This is a genomic window from Mycoplasmopsis agalactiae (assembly GCF_000089865.1).
Lineage (GTDB): Bacteria > Bacillota_I > Bacilli_A > Mycoplasmatales > Metamycoplasmataceae > Mycoplasmopsis > Mycoplasmopsis agalactiae_B.
In genome coordinates this window covers 26,341-52,829 of sequence record NC_013948.1, presented here as the reverse complement: position 1 = coordinate 52,829, position 26,489 = coordinate 26,341, and the positions used below count along the sequence as shown (strand labels likewise).

The window sequence follows — 26,489 nt, the reverse complement described above, 5'->3', positions numbered from 1 at the left end:
TATGAACATTAAGAATATTTTCTTAATGATGTTTTAATTTGGCTCTAATTTATTAGGTATTTTCAAAATTAATATTTATTGTTTTGTTAATTTATCAGTAGCGAAATAAAGTAGGGCAAAATCCTTCTTTATTTTGTTTTTTATTAACTTTCAAACTCTTAGTTCATAACACTGAAACTTTTTTAAATAATTTAGATACTAATAACGCTATAAATTAGCCTAATATGGAGGCTTATGCCTAAAATTAATCTTAAGAAACATGTGTGACATAAATATGCAATCTCTGGTGGTGTTTTAGCTGGAATAACAGCAATAACACTTGGCGCAATGTATGGTTATTCAAAAACTTCAAATGAAAAGTTAGGAAGAAAAAACTTTACTGATGAAGCTGAATTAAAAAATATTTTTATAGACAGAAATGCTAAGCCTGAATCATATTTTTTAGAAGTACACAATAATAAGCACAAAGTACACTATGATCCGCTCACTGAAGTTGTAACTGATGGCAAAACTAAATTAAGTTCAACTGAGTACTTGGACAAATATTACGCAAAGCACCACGCTTTGCCATATTTGAACATAAAATATGGTTCATTCAACTTTTATAACCAATACATTGAAGCTGTTAGCCCACTAGAGTTTTACAAATTCACTGAATGATTCATGAAAAATGTGTCTTGAGGCCCTGAAATTATCACTCTTAAGTCATTTTCAATTGTCAAAGGTGTTGAAATGGCTGGAAACAGCATAACTTTAGGTTCACACTCAAACAAAAACAAAGAATACACAACCATCAAGTTTTTCCCTGATGCATTTTTTGGCACACTTCCAATTTACTCTAGCCTAAGTGGTAGAGGTAATGCTCAAGATTCACTAACTTACAAACTAAACAAAAGTGTGTTAAATGAACCTGAATTAAGAAAGTTTTTAGAAAACATTGGCAAGTATAATGCACTTGCTAATATTTCAAACAAAACTATCAATGAGCAATTCTTTAGAGGAATTACAAATGTTAGATATCTAAAAAATCAAAAAGTTTTTGCGCTAAGACGTCCAGAATGAGAAAAAGAAGTTTTAAAAACTACTTATTCAGCTGTTGAAAAAAACAGATTGGTTCAAAAATCACCTTATTTATTAGTTGTAGCAGCTAATAATTTGGCTGAGGCTAAAGAAAAATTTGCAAGCAAGCTAAAAGAATACAAAGATAAAGATTCACTAAAACTTTTAGATGGTTTTAGTGCTGAAAATGTTAACTTTGAAGAAAAAGTTATTGCAAATGCAGAAATTAAAGTAAATGAATACAACAATACAAATGAAATAGTTGACAAGCAATTACTTATTCATTTTGAAGATGGTTCATCATACACAATCCACAGTGCTTTTGGCGAAATTTTAAATGCAACACAAGAGCAAAATGGTCAAAAATCATTTAAAACTTTAGGCAAATATGTGCAATTTGATAAAGCTTTAAAAGATGCTAAAAATTTAATTGAAGATTTAACTTCTCGTTTCATTGAACAAATTAGAGCTAGATTTGAGTCAAATAAATTTTCTGAAGAAGTTCTTAAAAAATCACTACCGCAATTTAGTGTATTAAATGGGCTTTATAGAGAGTGACTAACTTTAAGACAAACCATAGAAAATATGGAGGCTGACTTACGTAACTATGCGGGGGCAAGAAAAGCTTTTGAGGATGCTGATAAATTAATAAAAAAACTTGAAGAAGAAATTAAAAAAGCAAATAGTGACGAAACTAAAAAGAAAGATTTAGAAGCTCAAAAAACAAAAGCAAATGCTGATAAAAAAGCTGCTGAAACTGTGATCAACATTGAAATTTTCAAAAAAACTCGTGAAGCTAGAATCAAAGAGAGAGAAAATTTTATTAAATCTCTTGAAGGCCAGGCCACACAGTTCAAAGAGGCTATAAGCAAGGCAAAATCAGATGCTAAGCTAAAGCACACTTTAGAACAAGAACTAAGAAGAATTGAATTTACAGTAAAAAATGCTCATCAGTTAAATGAAGATGACAATAGTTTATTGAATGAGCTAAAGGGTATTAATGGCACCGGTTCAAATGGCAATCACAATGACAATCAGCAAAAGCTGGTTGATGCTTTAACCAAAGTAATAACTAAAAACAAGGATAAAGCTTCAGCTTTATTAGATACAGTCAAAAAATCTGGAAAAATAATTGAGCTTACAAGTAAATTATCTTCTCAATTTGGCATTAAAACAGATGAAATTGAAACATTAAATGCACTTGTTGCAATGTATGATTCATTTACTAATGATCCAAGCATTGATAAATTGCAAGCAGAATCATTTTCATCTAAAAACTCTGATGAAAAAGTTAAGCTTTTAAAGCAAGTTGATAAAACTGTTTTTGAAACTAATCAACAATTAAACAGATTAGTTACTGGAGCAAACCCAACAGAGCAATTTGTCGAAAAAGACTATTTTGCAGTAGATGTGGCTTATTTACCTAATGAGCTAATTTCTATAGAAACATTAGTTGATGCTAATACTAAAGCAAAACTAAATTGAAGAGATTTTTACAACTTGGATGAATTCGTTAAAGACAGAAAAAATATTTTGCCTGATGGTGCAACAGAATTTTTTGCTTACTCTAAGTTTGTTAATGACCAAAAAGATGAATTAAGCAAGAAAAATGCACACTTGGGCGCCGATTTTGATTATTCCAAAATTTCTGACAAGCGTGAATCTGTTAAAGAAGATTTAGCAAAGGTAGATGCTGAGATAGCTAAATTTGACAATAAAGTTGAGGCGGTTAAAAAACTAGTTGCGCCTTATTTTGAAAACAAAGACTTGTTCCCTGACGAATTTTCATTGCTATATTCAGAAGTTCTAGATCCTAAAGCCAACAAAAAGAATTTTGATGAGTTTTGAAGTTCTAATGCTGATGTAGTTTTAGAATACTTAACAAAAGCTTTAGGTGATGAAAATGGCACTAATGATGAAGAAGGCAAAACAATTAATGGTTTTATCAAAAAACATAGCCAAGCAGAGTTCACTGAGCTAACTAAACTTTTTGCAGAAAGCTCAAAATTAATTGAAAAAATTAATTCAGGCAAGTCAACTGATGATGATAAATTAAAAGAAATAGAACTAGGCAAAAAGATCAGAGATCTTAGAGATAAAATTGACGAAAATGATGACCACATTAAAAACAAAATTGCTAGAGTTATAAATGCTAAAATTGATTTCCAGAAAGCAATCAACTTAGTTAATGAACTTAAAAAAGATATTGCTGAGTATAAGAAAAATATTGCAAAAAGATATAACTCAACCTTCTTGATGCAATTATCAGACTACCAATTAAGATTTTTAAGCTCACAAAGTGTTAAAGAAAACAGTGAATTAGCAAATGCATATAAAAAGCTAATTAGCTCATTTAATAACTCATCAGCTAACTTGAATAAAAAAGTTGAAGAGTACATTAATTTAGTTGAAGAAAACAAGAAGCAAATTGCTAAGACACTAAGTAATGAAGATTATGCTGGCTGATATTCATTACTAAAACATGGTGATGAAGCTGCTATTGGGAAAAAGTTAAAAGAGACTCAAACAACTATTAATAAAAGACAAATTAGAGAGACAGCATTTAAAACCAAATGAGAGAAAACTGCAAAAAGTGCATTGTTAGAAGTGCTTAAAAATCACAAACTTGATGATTCTAAAACATTAACAGATACTTTAAAATCATATGCTGACCGCGTGCTTGCTATAATTAAAGAATTTTTTGAAAAAGCCAGTGATAAATCGCAGTCAGTTTACGACCAACTTAAGAAAAAATATGTTGATGACTTGAAAAAGATTGAGGATTCTTTAAAGAGTAAAAAATCCGAGAAAGCTTCACTAAGTGGCAAATCTGAAAGTGCTGCAAAAATTACTAAACTAAATCAAGAAATAGATAAACTTTTTGCTGAATCAGTTGTTGTTGCTGAGCAATTAGAACAACTCAAATTTTTCAAAAACTGGCATAAAACAGGCTTTAATGAATTAAATGATATTAAGAAAAAAATTGATTCAAACACTCTCCCTGCCTTGCATTTATTAATTCCATTCAACAAGCTTGAAGCTGAATTAAGCGTGTTCTTAAATGATAAAGATTCTGCATTGGAAACTAACTTATTTAAAGAACTTAATAGACTTAAAAAGGTTTTAAGCGAGATAAATTCAGAAATAAGAACCAAAATTAGACCAATGGTTCATAACGAGGCTAAGGCTTACTTTGAAGCATATGAGTCATACCTAACTTACAAGACAGAACTTGATGGACTAAGAGCAGATAAGGACTTATTAGAACAAGGCAATAAGTACCTTATGGAATTAAAGAGAGACAAAGAGCATCCCGATTATGCTAACTTCTACAACAATCTTTACAAAAAGTTTGAAGAAGATTCAAGCAAAATTGAAGCATCATTGCTTGGTTCATTGTCACTAAAAGATGATCTTCTTTCAATATTTGAATCTAAAGCAAAAAGTGAAAAAGCAAATGTTGCGACATTTAAAAAAGATTTATCAAGCTTTACAAATGCTTTAGCTAAAGATATTATGCATGATGAAGTTGTAGCAAGAGCTGCCTCATACTTAAATGATTTTAAAAAATCTAATTCTACACTTGCTAGTGAAATGAAGAAAATTGAAGCATCAGAAAATTCTTCAGAGCTAGGCAAGAATCTAAAAACATTTAATGAAACCATAACAGGCGCATATGAAAAAGAAGCAGAAACCTTTATAAAAACTTTCAAGGAAAACATAATTGTTGAACAATACAAACTTCTTTTTAGAGAACTTAAAGCTTCAAAAGCTGGCGAGGAAAATGAATCTGAAGGCAACAAGAAAGTTCCTGAGTTTTTAAAGAAATTTGAAAGGGCATCTAATGGTGGCGGATCTGTTAGAGATAGGGTAAGCAGATTAAGAAGCTTACCTCTTCCAGGCAGCAGCGGCACAAGAAATCAAATAAATTCTGAACTTGATAATTTCCTAAATGCCCTATATTCTAACGTTAATGGTGTTGAAGTTTCAACAATTGAAACATTTAAAAAATTTGTTGCTGAGTTGCAGAAAAAAGCAACTAATTTAGTTTCTAAAATACTTAGTGAAAACCAAAAACATAAATCTCAAAAAGATAAATTTTCTAATGAACTTCTAAAACATTTCAATGCTGAAGTTGAATCAATTTACAAACAAATTGGTAAAGATGACTATGACAACTCAAATGTTGTTTCTGGCTTGTCTGCACTTTCAAATATAGTTTCAGAATTCAATAAAAAATTTAATATCGAAACATCGCAAAATAGTGAACTAGCTAACTATGTGGCTGAGTTTAATAATTTATCAAAAAGACTAGAAGAAATTGTTAAGGATCTATCAGCTTACAAAACACTGATATTAGGTTTTCTAAATAATGAAGGTTGGGAAACAAGAACAAATGCTAATATTTCGAAATTCCAAACATCATGATTTACTACACCATTTATTGAGTTGCTTAAATCTGATAGTACCAAATTAGAAAAACTTACTAGTTATATTAGCAACAAAAAAGATTTAGATGAAAATACCAAAAAAGCTTATTTACAGGCTTTAACGGCTGAAAACTTAGACAAAATAAAGGCCGAACTTGATAAATTTAAAGATCTTCCGCAGCTAACTCCAAAAGCGGGCACAAGTGCTATAAATCCAGAAGTTCTATTCAACTCATTTGTTAAAAGGATGACTGAAGTTGAAAAACACATTGATAAAAGTGTTGAAGAATTTGGTGAATATCTAGGCAGCTTGGGTGAATACTTTGATACCTTAATTGCTCCTGCTTTAAGAGACCATAAATTATATAAAGCATACAATCACTCATTAGCTCATTCAGCTAAAATTGTTGAAAACATTAGAAAAACTCAATTGCTAAAAGAAGCTAGAGAACTAGATAAAAATGTTCAAGCAAGACAAATAACTAATGAAGACGATGTTATTGTGGCTAAGTCAAAAATTGAGCTTATTGACATACTAACTAAGAAAAATATTCTTAAACCTAATGCTACAAAAGAGGAAATTGATAAATTAATATTCAAAGCTGACATTTCTGATATTAACAAAAAAGGAAGTGTGCTTGAAGTAACTATCAAAAATGTTGATTCTGAAAATCCTTTTGGTTCACAAACTAAATTTGGAAGCAAATTTGTTAAGTTTTCAGTAGATGCTAATGCTAATAAAAGTGTTCTTAAAAATATGAATGAATTTTTCTCAGTATTAGGCTACAAGAAAATGGTTGCTCCTTCAGTTATAAAAGAAGAAAATGAAGTTAACAACCCTGAAACAGGCAAATCTGAAAGATCATATGATGTTTTTGCTGATGCATATGAAGGATTAACAGACGAGCTTTTAAAAGAAGTGCCTTATGCTGGTGAATGATTAGATGGCTTACATATTAAAAAGTCAATTAACTCTGATGGGGTTATGGAATACTCACTAGAAAATGGTAAATATTTAGGTTTTACCAAAAACAGCCGTGTTGGATTGTGAGCTATTTTAAAAATGTCTGATCCAAACTTTAAAGGTATATCAACTGACTTTCTTAAATTTGTTGGAGCTCATGAATATGGCCACCATATAACCTTAAATGGTGCACATGATTTAAGTAATAAAGGTAGTGATCCAATATTTGTTAGTGCTCTTACACCAAATTCAACTCCTAATATTAACAACTACTACAGCAAGGATGCTGTTGAGCTATACTTAAAAGCACGTACTCATGTTGAATTAGGCACAAAACGTCTATTAGATGAGTTTGGCGCTTTAAAAGACTATGGTGAATATGCTGAATTCCGTTTTGCTAAGAAGGGCAAAGATGGCAAGATAACTTTTGAAGATAAGACTGAAGATGCAATTAAATCACTGGAAAAAGAATCAGACATTTGGGGTGTTGGTTTAGAAGACAGAGATTTATGAAAAGCCCTATCAAACAAGAACAGACGTTTCTTGCAAGACTTTGCTGGAATGCTAGAAGCTGTTAAAAATAGAAGAGAGCAAAATGGCTTAACAGCAAATGGTGATGAAAAATGATTAAGTCCTTTTGATATGTGAGTTATTAATGCTATTGACTACTACTCAGGTACGCTTAACCCAACTGTTAACAGCGCATTTAAAGATGCAGCCAAAGTTAAATATATGGTTAAGAATGATAAAGGCGAGTATGAGTTCAAAGAGGCTAGCCTTTCAATGCTTAAAGGCATAATCAAAGATGGTAAGGGCAATTTAATTGAATTTGAAGAAGTTACTAAAAATGGTTCAAAACAAATTGAGCCTAAAGTTGTTGAAGGAATTAAAGATGCTGAAGGCAACTATAAATTAATAACTAAAGTTCTAATGCATAATGCTGATGGCTCTCCTGTAATTAGTGTTCCTTTAAATGTTGACTTAACTGACACAAAGAGTCTATATTATGACAAGAATGCTGTTAAATTTGTTAATGACAAAATAAATACAATTGTTAAAACAATTAAGTCATTAATAGTTGACAGGTTTAATATTAATGGTTGAGACACTTCTGACACTCGTTTGTCGTTAGACCCAAAAATTATTGTTGATTATCCTGAAACTAGGAATATATTTGGTGCAGGATTGCCAAGTGATGTAACTAAGATGTTCTTTAACATTTACAAGAACTATCTTACTAATAGAGATCCTGACCAGGGAACCTATAAAAAAGGCACAGACGGCAAAACACCATTTATAAAATACTACAACAAAGATGGTTCAGAAAACACATCGGCCGACTTCCCTAAATCAATTCCAAGTAACTTAATTTATGGAAATCCTATACATTATATAAACAGAAATAATAATGGCATCCCTGCAAGCACAAGCACTTCATCAACTGACATAAAACTAGGCCATGTTCTTAGCGCGTTATTCAATTCAGGTAACTCACTAAACAACAACATAAATGGTGGCGCTGGCCAAGTGTTGTGAATTGACAAAGACACAATCTATATGCCTAACGTTAAGTTAGAAACAGCATTTACTGATCCTTTCTTTGCTCAAACACTCCCTAGTGACTATCTTCAAGTGTTTAACTCTAAGAAAATCATTAAATGATTGTCTAAATACACACCAACTTTCATAACATCAAGCGCCAACCCTAATGGTGTTTGAAATATGCTTAATAGTTCAGGTCAAATTGTTACATTCCCAGATACTTCACAAGCTGACTTTACACAAGTAACTAAATTAAAAATGAACTACACGGAAAGTCTAAAACGTTTAGATCATAATGTGTTAACTGGTTTATTTAATTCATTTGCTTCTGAAGTTATAAAAGATGGCTCTATTGAGTTTGAAGACTACAAGAAATGGTTAGACTTTGTTAACGTTGACTTGACTAAAGCTAAATATGATAAAACTACTGATACAGTTAACTGAACATTGGATTATGTAAAGTCTAAAATTGATATAGAAAAATTCAAAAAAGCCTATAAAACAGAGATAATAGACAAATTAGGTAATATGACAGAAATGTCCGAAGAAGAGAAAAATGTCTTCAGAGAATTCTACAAAAAAGCTAATGAAGATTCTACCAACCAAATGTGAGCTAATGACATTATGAGAAGATTTAGCTCATCACTATTTGCAATGTTTAACTCGGCTTTAACATTTGACAAGCTTAAAGATAAAAATAAAGATGCAATGTGAATCTTTGACCAAAAACATGGCTATGGAGAGTTTAAAAAACAAGAGTTTAAAATTAATGGCGCTGATAGAAAGAAATGAGAAATTGGTGCTGAAGACACAATCAAAACTTATGGAAGTATCGCAAAAGACTTTGGTGTTGACTTAAAAGCCATAAACTTAGTCGACTCCCTTGTGTTTGATAGCAAAATTCAACTTTACACAGACCAAACAATTGTGCATGTTTCATTACAACAATTTGAGCTAGTTAATATATTCACATCATTAGCTAACGCTGCCTTCCATACAGGGCCATCTGATGATGTTAAGAATTACTTTATTAACAAAACTGAGCGTAAATTTAATGAATTGTTCTCTGACTATACATATAACTTTGCTGAAGTTATAAACCGTGATAACTTGCAAATAACATACTCTCCTTCAAATCATGACTTTGGCAACACTCCTTCATTCTTATCAAATATTAGTGAAGCTAATACAGGATTAGAATATGTTGTTGATGGTACTACTACTGCTAAGTGAAAATCTAAAGCACTTAAATTAAGTGATAGGGGCGGTCGTGGTGGAATTACGAATGCAATCTTGGATTATGAAAGATTGGCTGATAATGAAGAAAAACATAAAGCAAATGCACTAAATCTAAGATACAAAAAGGCAATTTTATCAGATGATAAAAACCTTAGCGATGATTCAAACTACAACAACAGTTACTTTGGAGAGTTTCAATCAATTAATAATGGTTGATTTAAAGACAGATGATACCGTGACTTTTTAAACTTTAAACTTTATGATGATAAAGGTGCTGAAATAGTTGATGACACTATCAGAATTAAAGACTTGGAAGGAAAAGTAGTTAATACTAGGGCTAGAGCTTACTGACAATACTACATTCAGTCACAAGGTGTTGGTAAGAGAAACATTTCAGGTATCTGAAGAGATGGAAGCAAGGATGCTGTGGCAATGTTTGGTTATCTATCAAGCGATGTTGCTGACAAAGCAAACTATCTAGCTTTTAAAGATAGACAAACTGGAGAAATTAAAACTCTTAAACTAACCAAAGATAACACAAGCAACATGTTCTATTACAAAAATCAACACATTGAAAACGAAAAGAAATTCAATGAAGCTAAGAGTGATGAAGAAAGAAGCAAAATCCGTCATACTCTGGCAGATGAACAATATGACTACAGTGACTCTAACGGCAAGCATAAGGGTAAAGGATTTGTTTCTTGAGTAAGTGACTATGGCATTATGTCTAAATATAGAAATGCCATATTATTGCCAGGACATACATATTCAGTTTACTTCTCTAGTGATGAGCAAGGAACTAAAGATATACTAAATACAGACCTAGGATCATGGGAATCAATTGCTGAAAACGGTAAGACATTCTCACAAGCTTCAATAAGAATGGCTAAGGGCGAGAAGCCTTATAAAATAGATGAAAACGGCAATAATGTTTATGAAAATATATTATATGTTTATGACCAATTTAATGGGGTTAAATAATAAAGGAGACTAACATGAAAAGAATTAAAAAGCTTTTATTAGGTGCAATTGCATTCAATTCTGCCTTAGTGCCACTTGTGGCTGCTAAGTGCGGCAAAATTGAAAGAAATTATGACCTTGGCCTAGTTTCTGAACCTATTAACTCCCTTAATTACATTAAGTTTTCATCTGTTAATAAAGTCTTGCCATCTTTAGTTGAAGCTCCTATTAAAGCAGCTCCTGATGAAGCGCTTAAAAGAATTTTAAGCCTTCCTGAGTTACCTATTGGTTCATATAACAATGAACAAAGACTAACTCCGCAAGAAATTAAAGAGGGCAAAACTCAAATTGATAAATATTTTGAAAAAGTTGCCCCTGCAGCTACTCCTAGTTCTAGATTTTATCCACTTGATCAATTGGGCTCAACAACTGGTTCGCTTAGTTCTGACAGAGATGAGTATCAGCCAGTAAGCATCTTGCAATCTGGTGGTAATGCAATTCAGTCTATGAACATTTTGCTTAACGAAGGCAAGAGTCGTTGAAGCAATGGCGACGAAGTAGTTGCTGATGATTATATTGATGCCATTCACTATATTCTAGACTTATCAACAGGTAGTCAAAAGTTAACAACTATTTTGCAAAGAAAGTTCGCTTATGCACAAGCTGTTGTTGATATTCAGCAAGAGTACATAAAAGAATTTGGCATCACTTACCAAAACCCATTTCAATATCCATTATTTAAAAAAATAGATAAAAAAGTTATATATGACGTTTTCGATCCGTCATATAAAGAACTTTATCCATCACAAATTGAACAAATTCTTAAAGACGGTAAATTTAAGGGCAAAAATTTAAGCCAAAGTGAAGTTAATGAACTCAAAACTAAAGAGCGCAAAATTCTAGATAAACTTAAGGATGCAGTTAAAAAATTAGGACTATATTCTGGAAGAATTTACTGAAATTATTCAAATAGAGAAATTCTTTCAAGTGTTCCATACTCACCTGACTTTGATCCTGACAAGGACGAAACAATCATTATGCTTCCTAACCCTGAATACTTGCATGGCAAGCATAGTGAAGAGGAATTAAAACAAATTCCACAACGTAAAGCTGTAAAAATTAAGAAATATCTTTTTAGTGATCCTAGACAAAAGTATTCTGATTTGTTTAAAGAACTTATGAAAAAATCAAGAGCACTAAAAGCTAAGCTTTCAATTTCTTACAATGACAGCAACGTTGATTCATATAATCAGGCTGTAAATAAGCTTTATAAGGAAAATACTTTAGTTAATGACTTTATAGATTCATTCAAACCTAAACACTATAGATGACATAGAGAACTAGCTCTAGATGAGTATTCATTAAGAGTTGAATACTCAGCGAGTGAGCCTTCGTCACTGTCAAATGTTGTGCAAGATATGCAGTCAAACTTATTCCCAATTAACCGTAAGTTTGTAGAAATAAACGGTGGAATTAATGAATTTGGACTAAAACAAGAAAAATTCCTAACTGCTGGTTCTTTTCTTCTAAGCGATTTAGTGCTTGGTCCACAAGGATACTTATTGCTTACTAAAAATCCAAAATATTATTCTTCAGATAAAACATCAAGTGAAAGAATCAAAATCTTCTTTAGCTCTGATCCTAATATAAATGCAGCCTTATATGATGATAAATATATAGCAGCAACTAGAATTCCTGCAATTCAACAATTAGCATACTGAACTGATAAAGAATATAGAAAATACATGAAAAAATCATCAGGTTTTGGAACAATTGCTTTAGCTTTCAACCTTGATGATGAAAGATTTAGAAAGCTTTCTAACAATTCTGATTCAAAATACTTGTATGATGAAGATTTAAGAAATGCTATCTACTATGCAATTAATAGAGATGAAATGCTTAATATAGTTGGCTGAAACTCTTCATATCCAGTTATAACATGAACTGCTTTTGGTCAAGGATCTTCATCATTTGGTGATGCTATTGAAGTAGGTTTTGACCACTTGGAAACATATACAAAATATGACACTGAGTTTAAAACACCTATTCCAGTGCAAAACTATAGTCACTTAAATCACTTGTCTAAATCATATAAATTTGAACATGTTGATAGAACTGACAAAGGTTTTCAATTGAAAATAGCTAATCAATATATGGATGCATTTAAGAAAAAACATCCTAACTTGAAGAAAATAACACTTAAATATATTTCAAATTCAACTGACGAGCATCAAAATGCTGGTATTGCCTTACAAGATTTTATGTCTAAAGCATTTAATGGATTTTTAGATATAGAAATTAAGAGCTTGCCTGAAAACGTTTATGAAGACTTTAGAACAAAAGGTGAATTTGACTTGCTTTATAGAAACTTTGATGCCTTCGGTTCTGATGCGTATAGTTATGTAAAAGTGTTCTTTAGAACTGATGGTATAGATAGCGAAAATGCTAAGCAAACTGGTTTTAGAAACAACCCTTCGGGTTCATGAACATATGAAAAGTACTTTAAAGAATTAGGCTATAAATTAGATGAAAACGGCAAAGTTATAATTTCGGATGAAGATAAAAAGATAGTTGATAAAATCAAATTCCGTTTAGGTTTAGCTAACTCTGCTGAAAGAGTTTGAAATAAAATTGTTGAGCTTTCTTTAAGAAAAGAAACATACAAAGACGAGCAAGGACATATTCAACACGAATCATTAAGTCAATTTAATGACAGAGTCACATCATTCTTTACTAACCAGTTTACTGATGAAGAAATAAAAGAAGGCTGAACTGAACAAAGTGCTTTTGCCATAATAGCCGGCTTAGAAAAAATAGTTCGTGAAGCTGCACCTGTTGTGCCATTAATGGAAGTTGATACTTACTGAGAAATTTCTAGAGTAGGTGGTACTGAAAGTTTATTTACTTACTCATTACAATTTGCTTATGACACGGCATTTCCGCCTAAGAAAAACTTGCCAACTGATGTAAGAGAAGAGGAGTTATAGGAGTATTTATGGAAAATTTAAAACAGAAAAATGAAAGTTCATTTTTTGTTGATGATCTTTCAGAAATATCAGGAAAATTAGTTGAACAAAAGCAACTAGTAGACTTTGATAACAAATTTAAACGTAAGTTAAAATGACATCAAAAAATATTTAACATAAAATCGCCTTGAGTGGCAAGTATGCTAAAAGCATTTGCAGTCATTTTAGAGTTTTTTCTAGTTGCCTTTATTGTTATTACTATAACTTTCTTCTTAATTAACTCAGTTCCTGGTGGCACAGGTTTAACAGCCGGCTTAGATGAAGCAGCTAGAAGAGCTGTTGAAGAAAAATACGGATTAAACCAGCCTCTTATTATTAGATATGGCATTTATTTGAAAAACATAATTCACCTAGACTTCGGAATTTCGTTATCAGTTTTCCCTGGGGAAAGAATTAATGATTTTGTGTGAGTACGTTTTTACAAGAGTTTCTTAATTGGAATTTTCTCAGTTATGCTTACTTTAGTAATGGGAATTCCTTTAGGAGTTTATGTAGGTATGAATCCTGATAAACTTCCTGATCATATTGCGACTTTAGTTGTCTCAATTTTCTCATCAATTCCATCACTAGTATTTGCCCTATGGCTCTTATTGATAGGCAGAAAATTAAATCTTCCATATATTTTCAATGAAAAAGATATCTCAACTTATGTTCTCCCTGGCTTAGCCCTTTCATTAGGTTCAATAATTGTATATATTAAATATATAAGAACTGAACTTAATAGAGAACTAAACTCACAACACTGCAAATTCTGTTATCTAAAAGGTATTACAAAACGTCGTTTTGTTTGAACACATGCACTCAAACCAGCACTATTCCCAATTGCAACATTTTTCCCAGTTGTTATATTCGGTAGCTTTATTGGTAGCGTGTTTATTGAACAAATCTTCTTTATAACTGGTTCTGGTGGCTTGCTGCTTAATGCTATTACTTCAAAGGACTTTAATATAATTTTATTTATGGTGACCTTATTCTCTTTAATAACAATTCTTTCATATACATGCCGTGATGCACTTTATAAGATAATTGACCCAAGAGTGAGAAGAAAGGGCTAAAATGGCTAAGCTATCTGAATGAATTAAGAATTGAAACAATAAGAGAAAAAGAAGGGAAGAAAGCCCAAATAATGTCCTTGGCGAAGAATTAGCACCAAACAGATTTTTAAGACCTTTAGCTTACAAAGAATGACAAATTGTTGGAAATTTATTTGAGTTTAATGAAACTAGCAAAATGCATAAGCAACAAAATTCTTTTGTTGAGTTCTTCTATCGTTTTAGTCGCTCATTTGCTGGCGTATTTGGTTTTGTAACTCTTGTTATATTAATATTGCTAGCTCTTATTATTCCTTTAGTAACAAAACATAACCCATTAGAATTGTCTGTTGAAAACAGATTTGAAACATTCTTTACAAACGGTCACATTTTTGGTACAGATTCAGTAGGTAGAGACTTATGAGCTAGATTATGATATGGCCTTAGATATTCACTTGCTTTATCATTTATTGCAACATTTATTCAAGTTATAGTTGGCTTAATTATTGGAATTATGATGGGTCACTTTAGAATATTTGACAAAATAATGACCTTCATTATTAAAATAATTTCAAACGTTCCATCAATAATCATTCTTATTACAATTACTATTATTATTAAGCCAACTTTCTGAGTAATGATCTTTGCCTTATCATTTACATCATGAGCTGGTATTGCTAACCAAATGCGTTCTCAAGTATTGCGTGCTAAGTCATTTGAGTGAGTTAGTGCATCTAAAATTTTGGGAACTCCAACATATAAAGTGTTGATGAATTACTTGCCAATTTTAATTCCGCTACTAATTACTGAAATAGTATTTCACATCCCAGGAATTATTCTTTCAGAAACATCACTAGCTTTTATAGGTTTGTCTATTCCAAACGTCGCTACTTTAGGAAACTTAATTAGTGAAGGATCAAAAAACTTTACAGTTTTCCCACGTTATGTACTTGTACCTTCATTTATGCTTATTTTAGTTACTGCTTCTATTCAATTAATGTCAGGTGCAGTGCAAGATAGCTTGCTAAGACAAAGATAGGAAAAATATGAATCAAGAAGAAACACAAATTAAGCATAATAAATCGCAAGGCTATAACAAAAAGTTTCCTAAACCACTTATTTATAATAATTTTCCTGCGCCTTTAGATATGATGGAAATAAAGGCCGAAAAAGATAAAGGTTTTTGAAGGAGTTTTATTGACTACTGAAAAAACCTTGGTAAGCAAATCAAGAGAATATTTAAAAAAGATAAAACCGAAGTTGACTTGTTTACAGGCACAAAAGTCGAAGATGTTTTTGGAGTCCCAACTAATGTTGCTGCTGAAATTGAAGATATTTACTTAACATTTAAAAATCCTGCTAATCCTAAGGAAAAGAACTTAGTACTTAGGGGACCAAGCTTAAAAATATATGAAGGTAAGATTCATGCCCTTATCGGTGAATCTGGTTCTGGCAAGTCTGTTATTACATCCTTACTTTATGGTCTTACTGGATCAAATGCCATAATTGAAGGTGGCAAGATTAGATTATATGGTCTAGAAGTGCAAAACTTTACAACATATAACTGAGAGAAATCTAAACTAAGAGGAAGAATTATTTCTGCTGTTTTCCAAAACCCTATGTCAATATTGGATCCAACAATGAAGGTTGGAAACCAAATAATGGAAGGTATGTTAGTTAATAAGCTAGTAAAAAACAAAAAAGAAGCTTATCAAGAATCTTTAAAATACTTGAGATTAACTAAAATTAACAATCCTGAAGATATTATGAAGAAATATCCTCATGAGCTCTCAGGGGGTATGATTCAAAGGGTTGCAATTGCATCAATTGTATCATTGAAACCAAAAATTTTGGTTATGGATGAGCCTACTACTGCTCTAGACCCTACTGTGCAGGCCTTAGTTCTTGACATTATTAGAGAGTTACAAGAAACTTTTAATATAGCAATTGCCTTTATTACTCATGACCTAGGTGTTGTTGCTTCTATATCTGACTTTATAAATATTATGTATGCAGGTCAGATTGTTGAATCAGGCACAAAAGAAGAAATTCTTTACAATGCTCAGCATCCATATACTTGAGGCTTGATTACATCAATGCCTGATTATAATAGAGGTGAAAGGCTACAAGTTATTAGAGGTGCAGTGCCTTCAAATTTAAATAATATTGAAGGTGATGCATTTGCTGTTCGTAACGATTATGCCTTAAATGTAGACTTTTTTGATGAACCACCAATGTATCAAATTTCTCCAACTCATTTTGTAAAAAGCAATTTATTGAATGAGCAAGCTCCTGAATACGAGCCGCCTAAAGTTATTAGAAAATTATGAAATAAATATGACGAAACCTTAAAATCTATTTATGGTGATAACTTTTTAGTGGATAACTCTGTATATGATCATTACAAGCAAAAAGCTGATGAACATAATAAGATAGCTAATGAGCTAAATGATGAAAGACAAAGCATTCTAGAAAAAAGAAATGATAATGAAAATGCTGGGGATGAGCCTTCAAAGAAACCAGATACAGAAAGTAATAATTCTGCCAAAAAAGTCTATAAAACAGCCAACAAGGGCAAAGTATCAATGTTTTTTGATAAGTATTATGGCGATTCAAGTGGAGGCATAAATGAGTAAACAGTACTATGTTGAAAAAAGAGCTTTTGGTAACACACTTTATCGTGAAGTTGTTGAAGGAACAGATGAAATGCTTAATGCTTATCCAGAAAAAAATGCTTTGGTTCAAATTAGGAACCTAGACATTGTCTATGGCTCGGGTGCTAAATCATTTCCTGCTATTAAAGATTTAAATTTAAATATTTATGATGGTGAAGTTCTAGGACTGGTTGGGGAATCTGGTTCAGGTAAATCTACAACAGGTAGAGCCATCATCGGTCTAACTCCTTATGAGTTTGGTCAAATTAAAATTTTAGATAGAATTGTGCCTAAAAACATTGATAAGGGGTGAAAGTTTAGTAAAAAATACAAAGATACTATTAACTTTATGGTAAACAAAGTTCAAATGATCTTTCAAGATCCAACAAACTCACTTAACCCTTTTAAAAATGTTGAATATGTTGTTGGTGAAGGTTTATCAAATACTAAGAATGCTAAGTTAATTTATCTTACTGACTTTGATGAAGCAACTTTTATGGCTATAAATAGCTTGATTCAGTTAAAAGATCCTGAAAATATTATTTATGACTCTCCTCTTAAAAAATATCAAGAAGAGGGGGAAACTATTGAATCATCATACAATTTTGTTTTTGTTGAGTTTGTTAAACTTTTAGAGCAAAGAGCAAGTGAAAAACCAGAAATTTATGATGACATATATAAGAAGATTTTGGTTGAAAAAGAAGAAAGAGACAAAATGTCTAGTCTTTCTGAAAAGCAATGCAAGAGATTTTTAGTTATAGACATTTTGAAACAAGTTGGTTTAGATGACACTGTTTTAGGAAGATTCCCATTGGAATTTTCAGGTGGTCAGCAACAACGTCTTGGAATTTGTAGAGCTGTTGTTTTAAGGCCTAAATTATTAATAGCTGATGAACCAATTTCTGCTTTAGACGTATCAATACAAGCACAAGTTATAAATATTTTTAATGATTTAAAAGAAAAATACCACCTTACAATTTTATTTATAGCCCATGACTTAAGAATGGTTGAATATGTTTCTGACAGGATAGCTGTTATCAACCGTGGAACTTTACTAGAAATTGGCCCAACTGATGAAATTATAAATAACCCTTACCACCCATATACAAAGAGCTTGCTAGATGCCGTTCCTTCTATTGAAAAGGAAAAGGGCTCTCTTATGGGAAAAATTTATGATCATAAAATTCATAACTATACAGAAGAATATCAACCTAAGTGACATAATGTTGGAAACAAACATTTTGTTCTAGCAACTGCTTCTGAAATAGAACAATACAGGCTTGAATCTGGAACAAAAGAGAGACACTAGTCTCTTTTTTGTTTAACATTGTTTTATAGAACTTTTGGCTTTATTTCTTCTCATAATTTACCTAAATTAAATTACTAATGAACAATTAATTTAGAATAATTACTATCCTTAAAAATTTCTAGTTTGTAACTCTTATATTCAGGAGTTGGATTTAAGTTTAACTTAAAGTGTAATTCTAACTTTCCAGGATTAATAAATTCGTAATCAAATTCAATATCTTTTTCATAATCAGACAATTTTGATAATACATCCTTGACAATTGCAGACACAATATTATTCTCTAAATATGGGACATTATTGTCGTCAAATTTAATGAATTTATAATAGCTTGCTGGCGATAAATTAGGAAATGAAACTGATAAATGATTTATTTTTTCTTTTTCAACAGGGATTATTTTGCTTCCGTTAGATTTTTTAACAGATAGCACAACAAATGGTGTTACTGTTGCTGCAACACCTGCTGTAGCTAGTGTGGGATATAGAATTCACTTAGCTTTCTTGCCCATTTCTAAACCTTTCAAACATTTCTATTGTTGGATTTTCCTTTAGTTCAATTATTTCTTTTATTTGCTCACTTGAAAATTTAAATTTATAAGGTTGCGTTCTCTCATCACTTTTATCATTAATTTTTAGTTTTATTAATCCTGAATATGGATCCAACATAGGTCTTATCACTTTTTGACTATTGTTTATTACTACACTGTGCTCTGAATTCTTGCTCTTTTCATTTGTCTTTCATATCAGTCTATAACTAGTATTGAAATTGCCTTTAAAATTAAAAGGTATGAATAGACCTTTATTTTGACCTGAGACTGAATTTACCAACTTGCCTTGTTTATAGTCAAATTCATAGTAATCATTTATGACTATATTTTTTATATCCACGCCTTTGTTATAAATTGATGATGTTGTTTCTGTCTCTACTGGTATTGCACTTTTGCTTAAAGATTGGTTATGAATAGAATCAATTAACAGGGTTCCAAATGACTGATTTTTTATAAAATGAGCGTTCGCATCCATAACTTTTTTAAGACCGTCAAAACTGTCCTGGTTTGGATATGTTTCTTTTAAATAAGGAGTGCCCTCTCACTCTCTTTTGTAGAATCCAGTTTCATTATGTTTGCTACTTTCTGATTTAATTTGAACTAAATTTACTAACTTTTTATCCTGAGATAGTGGGTTAATGTTAATGTTCATATTCAGATATTTCACTTCTTCTTTTGTTTTACCAAATTCATCGAATCTGAAATTGTAATACTCAGGAATTTTAATAACAGCTTTATTTTTTATTGCATTTATTGTTTTATCCCTGTTATGTAATTTGCTTAATTTGACTTCCCAAAAGTCATGGTCTCGACCGCTTGCTGAGTAGATTGATTTAATTGGAAAAGTTACGACAATATTTTCTAAATCATCAAATGTTAAGCCTAAATAATCAGAAGTAAGGGTCATTACTTGAAGCATTGCGCTACCATCAGTTGTTCTAGAAACATAGTATTTAGTGTCTTTTAAAGAATCATATTCATCAAAATTCTTTTCAAGCTCATCTTTGTAAAACTTTATATTCTGTGTGTTCTCAGGTGTTTGCTCAACTACCTTATTATTAATTGAGAGGCTAAAGCTTAAATCTTCGTCACTATCAATTGATGTAGGTGAAACTCTTCAATATCTAAGTACAAATTTATTGCCATTAAAAATCCTCCTAATTTCAATGGCTCCTCTTTTAAATAAATTCTTATGCCTTTTTAAGGAAGTATCAAAAAATGAAAATGCTTTCCCAGAATCAGATCAATCCACATATCGTATGCCCGTGGCATTAGTTAGATATTCTCTGTTGTCAATATAAACCACATTTGACTGTTTTATAGTGCTATTATTCAAATCGCTTATTAATAAATTACCTGGTAATATAATAGTAAACAAACTCCTCAATTGCATTTTTTCTTAATCTATAATAAGCTGATTTTGACATAATACTTTTAGCACTATTTTCATTATGATCTATAAAATATTGTTTAATAAATTCTGCATTGTTTTCATTCATATAGTCAAATGTTCCATAAAACCTAGACTTATAATTACTTAACGAATCATCCTTGTAGCCAAATAATTTGCTTGCCTTTTCCCTTATTAATTTTGCTTTGTTCATTTCATTATCAATAAAGCAAAGAGTTTTAATCATGTTTATTTTTTCTTTGATTGGAATTTCTGATGTTGTGTCTTTTATATAATGGTTTTTGTCCATTTTTCTCCTTTCACTATAAATAAGGGAGTTTCTATGGCAAAGATAAAAAAGTTGAAAAAAATGGGAAAAGAAGCCTGTTTTTCCCATTTTTTGCAATTTGTTCTAGTTAATTTTCTGATTTTTCAAAAAATCTGCTGATTAAAGGTTGTGTGTTTTTAGTAATTGAAATTAGTTCAAGATTCAGTTTTAATATTTCCTTAACTAAATTATTCTTGTCTTCATTTGTTTTAAGGTTGCAGTATAAAATATCATTTTCAATATAAAAGTCTATATTATTTGATTCTAAATATGGCTTAAGAAGCAGATGGTTATTCACTTTTATCTTAGTATTAAAATGATTGTTGTCTTTTTCTAAATCATTTATCGAGCCTGAGTATAATAATTTTCCTTCAGATAGCAAAGTAAAGCTGTCAATATATTTTTCTAATTCATCTAGGATATGACTAGAAATAAAAATTGTTTTGCCTTCCAAATGTAACTGTTTTAAAGTATTAAACAGTTTAATTCTTGAACTAGGATCCAAGTTAGCAGCAGGCTCATCTAATATCAAAATTTCAGGATCATTAATGAGCGCTTGAATTAGCATAATAGATTTCTTTTGGCCTGAAGACATATAAGCAGGACTTTTGGACATATCTGGCACATGAAAACCATAGTTGTCCATAATATAATTTATTCTGTCTTTGATAACTTTTTTATCAACTCCTGACATTAGTGCAAGTGAGTAAAGATATTCAGTAGCTGATAAATTTTTAGGAAAAATAGTCACTTCAGGAATATACCCTATTTTCTTTTTAGCAGATGAATTGGTAAATTCTAAGCCGTTAATAAATATTTTTCCAAACATACCAGGATAGAAACCTAAAATGGATCTTATTGTCGTTGTTTTGCCAGATCCATTATTGCCTACAAAGCCATGAAATTGTCCTTTTTTAACATTAAAACTCAAGTCGTCTACGGCTTTTTTATAGGTCTGTGGGGCAATTTTAAATATCATTGATAAATGTTGTACCGAAAGAGCTACATCAGCTTCAGGCTTATGATACTGTTTATGTTTAGCTTCAGCAAACATATGGCTATTTTCTCTTCATTTTTTATAAATTGAAACTAATGAATTTCTATTCTTTTTCATTATTTAAAATTCTTTCTTTCAAATTGTAAATAGCCTAATGTTATAAATGTCAATGATACTAAAAGTGTTATTCCTATGGATGTCGGTGTTTCTATGTAATTTTTTCTTTCAAGTTCAATTAAATTGTCATTTAATTTAACTACTTTAATGATGCTTTGTTTGTAGTTTTTGTTGAATTTGCTGAATTTGTCTTTGCTTTCTGATAAATAAGGAATCAAATTTTTGGTCTCTAGTAAATTAGCAAAATTACCGTTTTGCCTTTCGCCCACTATATTAAATATATTAATTGTTCAAAATAGTTGGCTAAAAGCATTAATTGCTCTTTCACGCATAATTGATATATAACTATTTAATCTTGTTTTTTGAATTTCACTAAGTGTTTTTGTATCAAATCTTGCCTTTATATAATCATCAAGTGCTGACGAATACTCCTTAAAATTAGGGCTTTGTAACAAATCATATGATAAGATAGTGCTCTTATCTTTTAAATGCTCAAGCAACTTTTTAAGGTTTTGATCTTTTTCACTTTTGGCTTTTTCTTCAATTTTGGTTTTTACAAGATCAAAATTATGTTTTTCTTCAAGCAATGTATATTTAGTTAATCCGGTTAGAAAATCAATTATTTCTAGAGCATTAACCGCGTCCACAGTCCCTGTTAAATAGCCTTTTAGGCCTAAAATATTGAACAGAACATTTTTTATTAAGTCAAAGTTCTTTTTCTCTAAGATTTTATTAATTACTTTTTTAGTGAACTCATCAAAGTTTTCAAAATTTCTATTTTGAATGTCATTAAAACCAATTCTAAAAAGTGGTTTTTCTTCAAATCTATCTCAATCAAATATGTCCTTGAAATTGCTGATGTTGTAGCCTAAAGAATAAAGATCATTGCTTGTTGTTTTAACCAAAATTTGATTATTGATGTCTAAGTTGTACTTGGTTTTTAGATATTCAATTGCATCTTTATTTAATTCACCAGTTTTTTTATTTATTACGCTTGATTTATTGTCTAAAATGTTGTAATTTAAAGTGACATTTCAGTTTCTTAAATTTCTATCATAAGCTGTAAAAGTAGGGAAATAATATTCTTTAAAGTTTGACCAGTATATGTGTGAGTAAAATGATTTTTTAACTTTGTTTGCTAACTCTTCAATTGATTCTCTTTTTTCAACTTTAAAGGTTTTAGAAAAAGGATTAAATGCTAAATTTTCTTGATTTTCTAGCATATTAGCAGTACTTTGATTCTCAATTAATAAATCATCTTGAGACTTAATTCTTTTATTTAAATTCTCAACTGCTTTTGACGAATCGCCCTTTAAATCAGGCGAATTAGGAATAAGTATTATTGGTCTGTTAGCAGCTTGATACGTGGTTTGTATTACATCAGTACCTGATGAAAACTTAATAAATCCTAGCGTCATAATTCCTAAAACAGGAATAACTGACACTATAACTTGAAACACTTTGGATTCTACAAAATTTTGCACAATTGCTGCTATTCCTAAAGCAAGAGTGGCGCATAATAAACCTGCACCAAAAAATGATAATGATGAAAGCAGTGCTTTTGTAAATTTGAATGGAATAATTAGCTGACTAATAAAAAACATTGTGCTCATTAATGCCATTGAAATAATAAGACCAATTACACTAGCTAACACGTTAGTAAAAAATATGTGCTTTCTTCTAATTGGCTTTGAATAAAGTAAGTATTCTATTCCTTCGTTTTTGTAACGATAAAAAAATGTTTGTGTTACAAAAGATGAAATAACAAAAGAAGCTATCATACAGAAATTAGCTGAAAGTTCGATATACTGATTGCTGTCTAATATTCTTTGCACATCACCTGTGCCTATTGCAAGTCTTACGCAAGTAACTAAGATTATATAAAAACTCCCTATAACTAAGGGTGAAATATAAGAGCTTGCTAAGCGGAAGTAAATCTTAAGTTGCATTCTGAAAAATGCACCCATTTTTCCTCCTTTTAAAATTTAGCGGCTAAATTTTATTGTTTATTTAAGAAAAAAGTGTTCAATGGTTTTTCCCAATCCAGCTTTTTTATTGGTAAATGGGGAAATAACATCAGCAATATTTTTAAGACTCTGGGTTGAGTTTTTCATGGCAATTAATTGGCCAACACGGTTAACACATGTTGCGTCATTTAATGTATCGCCAATATGCACACATTCTTCAGGACTAACGCCTCTAGCCTTAGCATAAGCTATTTCCGCTAAGCCTTTAGTTGAGCCTGTTGGTGTAAGTTCTAAAACTTCATTGCGATTGCCTGTAAAGGCTATTTCACATGTCTCTCTGAATCTTTCCTTTAGCATCATTGCAAAAGCATATAACTTTTTCTTGCATGGGTGTCAAAGCACCATTTTGTTAATTTCAGTGTCATTTTTAAAATGTCTATATCTTTTTGCTTTGCCTCTAGTTCAGCGTAATGCAATTGATATTAATCAATTGTGTGTGAAAGCTAAATCCTTTGTGTCAGAGTTAAAAATCACACTTATGCCGTGCTTAACTATTTCACTATAGATTTTCTCAACATCGTTTTTTTCAAACTTACCAAAGTGAATCACCTTACCATCTTGCTTAATGTAAGCTCCATTCCAAGCAATGAAATTATCTAAACATTGCATTGGTTCTAAAAACACATTTGATGGCTTAGTTGGCGGTCTGCCTGTTGAAACAACAACTTCAATTCCTGCTTCTCTAGCTTTTTTTATATACTCTAAATTTTCAGCACTAATTCTTTTATGACCATTAATTTTTAAATCTATGGTTGTGCCATCTAAATCAACAAAAATGATCTTAGGTTTAACTACATTTTTCATAATTTAAATTCTATATTAATTTTAAGTTTATCCAATAATGTTAGTAACTATTAGCTTGGTGGGAACATTTATGGAAAATTTAAAATCATATATTTGGCTTATTAAGCAAATGTTTATTGTGTGCACTATAATTATGGAAAGCAAAACTTTACTGGAGGCTTATGAATGTTGTTGTAATTGGCTCAGTAAATTATGATCTTTATGCAAAGATCGATAATGAAATTGTCTTAAAAGACTCTAATCCTTCAAATATTTATAGCACATTGGGTGGTGTTGCTTATAATGTTGCAAAGAATCTAAAGCTTGCAAATGTCAACGCAACTTTAATTGCTGCTGTTGGTAATGATTTAGAGGCACAATGAATTAAAGAGCAATTAGATAATGACTTAATTAGTTATAGACTAATTGTCAAAAATGACTATAAATCAGCCAAATACGTCGCTTTTTTAGACAAGAATTCTGATATGAATGTTGCTGCTAGTGATACTAAAATAACTGAAGCAGTTAATTATGATGATTTAATGAAGTACAAAGACATATTGGACAGTGCCACTTATATTTGTCTGGATGCTAATCTTAGTGAAGACTTGATTACTAAAATTTGCAAAAATTATGGTCATAAATTTATTATTGCTGAAGGGGTTTCTTCTCATAAGATTTTAAAGTTTAAGCCTGTTTTACAGTACTTTTCGCTAGTTAAAGCTAATAAAATTGAGTTTCAGAATCTGCTTGATTCTTCTGAAAAAGATATATTTATATTGGCTCAAGAAGCAGTTAAAAATGGAGCAAAAGCAGTTGTGATTACTGATGGAGAAAATGGCAGCTTGTATTTTGATAAAGAAGAAAAAACTGAATTTTACAGACCTAATTCTATAAAGCCCCTATCTGCTTCTGGCGCTGGTGATGCATTTTGTGCAGGCTTAATTTATGGGCTTATTAATAAGCTACAAATTTTGAAGATTGCAACAATTTTTTCAAAATTTACACTTCTTAGTGTTAAAACAGTTAATGACGAATTAAATGAGAATACTTTAATAAAAGAATATATGGAGGTTAACTAATATGAATATAGTTTTTAGTAAGGAAGTTGAAAGCGCTTTAAAACATAAAAGACCTGTTGTGGCTTTAGAATCAACAATTATTACCCATGGAATGCCTTATCCTAAAAATGTTGAAATGGCACTTAATGTGGAAAATATAATTCGTAAGCAAGGTGCTGTTCCTGCAACAATAGCCATAATTAACGGAATAATTCATGTTGGTCTTGAAAATGATGAAATAAATGAGCTTGCTAAATTAAAAGATGTTATCAAAACTAGCAAGAGAGACTTTGGATATGTTTTAGCTAACAAGAAAAATGGTGGAACAACTGTTTCAGGAACAATTTTAGTTGCACAAAAAGTCGGAATCTCTGTTTTTGCAACTGGTGGAATCGGCGGTGTTCATAGAGGGGCTGAGAAAACATTTGATATTTCAAGAGATTTGGAAGAATTATCTTCAAATAATATTTTAGTAGTTTGCGCTGGCGCCAAATTAATTCTAGATTTAGGTCTTACATTAGAATACTTAGAAACTAAAGGTGTTGAAGTACTAGGATATAACACTGATAAACTGCCTGCTTTTTATTCTTCATCTAGTGAATTTAATACAACATATAATATTCGCTCTCCTTATGAAGTTGCTTCTATAATGAAGGAAAAATGAGAGTTTACAAATGGCGGAATTGTTTTAGCTAACCCTATTCCTGAGCAATATGGCCTTAAGTATGATTATATTTTGGATAACATAAATAAGGCTATAAAGCAGGCAAATGATGAAGGTATTAGTGGTAAAAAAACAACACCATATTTATTATCTAGGGTGCTTGAGTTAACTGAAGGCAAAAGTCTTGAAGCTAATATTCAATTAGTTTATAATAATGCAAAAGTTGCGGCTGAAATTGCCGTTGAGTTTGCTAAATTAAAATAAATTATTTTTACTTTGATAACTTTAAAAAGTGAGAGTTCCATAAGACTTTCACATTTTTTTGCAGTTACATCTATTAATTTTTAACTTTGCTTTAAAATA

The 26,489-nt window shown here is 30.9% G+C and carries 14 protein-coding genes; 8 read left to right on the top strand and 6 right to left on the bottom strand.

Annotation, left to right across the window (positions count from 1 at the left end):
- Positions 1-234: 234 nt before the first annotated feature.
- From MAGA_RS00200 to MAGA_RS00175, 6 genes are read left to right on the top strand one after another with little or no spacing between them, the layout of a single operon-like run.
- Positions 235-10,215 carry a PDxFFG protein gene (locus tag MAGA_RS00200; protein WP_013021708.1) on the top strand — a complete coding sequence of 3,327 codons (9,981 nt, stop codon included), beginning with the start codon at positions 235-237 and terminating at the stop codon, positions 10,213-10,215.
- A gap of 14 nt (positions 10,216-10,229) precedes the next feature.
- Positions 10,230-13,181, top strand: a complete 2,952-nt coding sequence (locus MAGA_RS00195) for an ABC transporter substrate-binding protein (RefSeq protein ID WP_013021707.1) — start codon at positions 10,230-10,232, stop codon at positions 13,179-13,181.
- A gap of 8 nt (positions 13,182-13,189) precedes the next feature.
- Positions 13,190-14,275 carry an ABC transporter permease gene (locus tag MAGA_RS00190; RefSeq protein WP_013021706.1) on the top strand — a complete coding sequence of 362 codons (1,086 nt, stop codon included), beginning with the start codon at positions 13,190-13,192 and terminating at the stop codon, positions 14,273-14,275.
- A 1-nt stretch (position 14,276) separates the two neighbouring features.
- Complete coding sequence (locus MAGA_RS00185; protein ID WP_013021705.1) at positions 14,277-15,290, top strand: ABC transporter permease; 1,014 nt, start codon at positions 14,277-14,279, stop codon at positions 15,288-15,290.
- A 7-nt stretch (positions 15,291-15,297) separates the two neighbouring features.
- Positions 15,298-16,887, top strand: a complete 1,590-nt coding sequence (locus tag MAGA_RS00180) for an ABC transporter ATP-binding protein (RefSeq protein ID WP_013021704.1) — start codon at positions 15,298-15,300, stop codon at positions 16,885-16,887.
- The gene (locus tag MAGA_RS00175; RefSeq protein WP_013021703.1) at positions 16,880-18,214 is read left to right on the top strand and encodes an ABC transporter ATP-binding protein; all 1,335 of its coding nucleotides are present in this window, start codon (positions 16,880-16,882) and stop codon (positions 18,212-18,214) included. Before MAGA_RS00180 ends, MAGA_RS00175 begins: the two co-directional genes overlap by 8 nt.
- A gap of 74 nt (positions 18,215-18,288) precedes the next feature.
- Here MAGA_RS00175 and MAGA_RS00170 read toward each other — a convergent pair whose 3' ends face one another.
- The 6 genes from MAGA_RS00170 to MAGA_RS00145 form a co-directional block, all read right to left on the bottom strand.
- Positions 18,289-18,720: an MHO_1590 family protein gene (locus MAGA_RS00170; protein ID WP_042509391.1), complete on the bottom strand. Its 432-nt coding sequence runs from the start codon at positions 18,718-18,720 to the stop codon at positions 18,289-18,291.
- Positions 18,704-20,095 (bottom strand): MHO_1580 family protein, encoded by a 1,392-nt coding sequence (locus tag MAGA_RS00165; RefSeq protein WP_235619428.1) that lies wholly within the window; start codon positions 20,093-20,095, stop codon positions 18,704-18,706. Before MAGA_RS00165 ends, MAGA_RS00170 begins: the two co-directional genes overlap by 17 nt.
- A 16-nt stretch (positions 20,096-20,111) precedes the next feature.
- Entirely contained in the window at positions 20,112-20,459 is a 348-nt protein-coding gene (locus MAGA_RS00160) for a hypothetical protein (RefSeq protein WP_013021700.1), read from the bottom strand.
- A 106-nt stretch (positions 20,460-20,565) separates the two neighbouring features.
- Positions 20,566-21,591: an ABC transporter ATP-binding protein gene (locus MAGA_RS00155; RefSeq protein ID WP_042509389.1), complete on the bottom strand. Its 1,026-nt coding sequence runs from the start codon at positions 21,589-21,591 to the stop codon at positions 20,566-20,568.
- The gene (locus MAGA_RS00150) at positions 21,591-23,558 is read right to left on the bottom strand and encodes an ABC transporter permease (RefSeq protein WP_013021698.1); all 1,968 of its coding nucleotides are present in this window, start codon (positions 23,556-23,558) and stop codon (positions 21,591-21,593) included. The genes MAGA_RS00155 and MAGA_RS00150 overlap by 1 nt, the downstream gene beginning before the upstream one ends.
- A 39-nt stretch (positions 23,559-23,597) precedes the next feature.
- Entirely contained in the window at positions 23,598-24,422 is an 825-nt protein-coding gene (locus MAGA_RS00145) for an HAD-IIB family hydrolase (RefSeq protein WP_013021697.1), read from the bottom strand.
- A gap of 161 nt (positions 24,423-24,583) precedes the next feature.
- Here MAGA_RS00145 and MAGA_RS00140 point away from each other — a divergent pair, with 161 nt between their 5' ends.
- Entirely contained in the window at positions 24,584-25,483 is a 900-nt protein-coding gene (locus MAGA_RS00140; protein ID WP_013021696.1) for a PfkB family carbohydrate kinase, read from the top strand.
- Between the two features lies 1 nt (position 25,484).
- Positions 25,485-26,390, top strand: coding sequence for a pseudouridine-5'-phosphate glycosidase (locus MAGA_RS00135; protein WP_013021695.1), 906 nt, complete (start codon positions 25,485-25,487; stop codon positions 26,388-26,390).
- Positions 26,391-26,489: the final 99 nt, after the last annotated feature.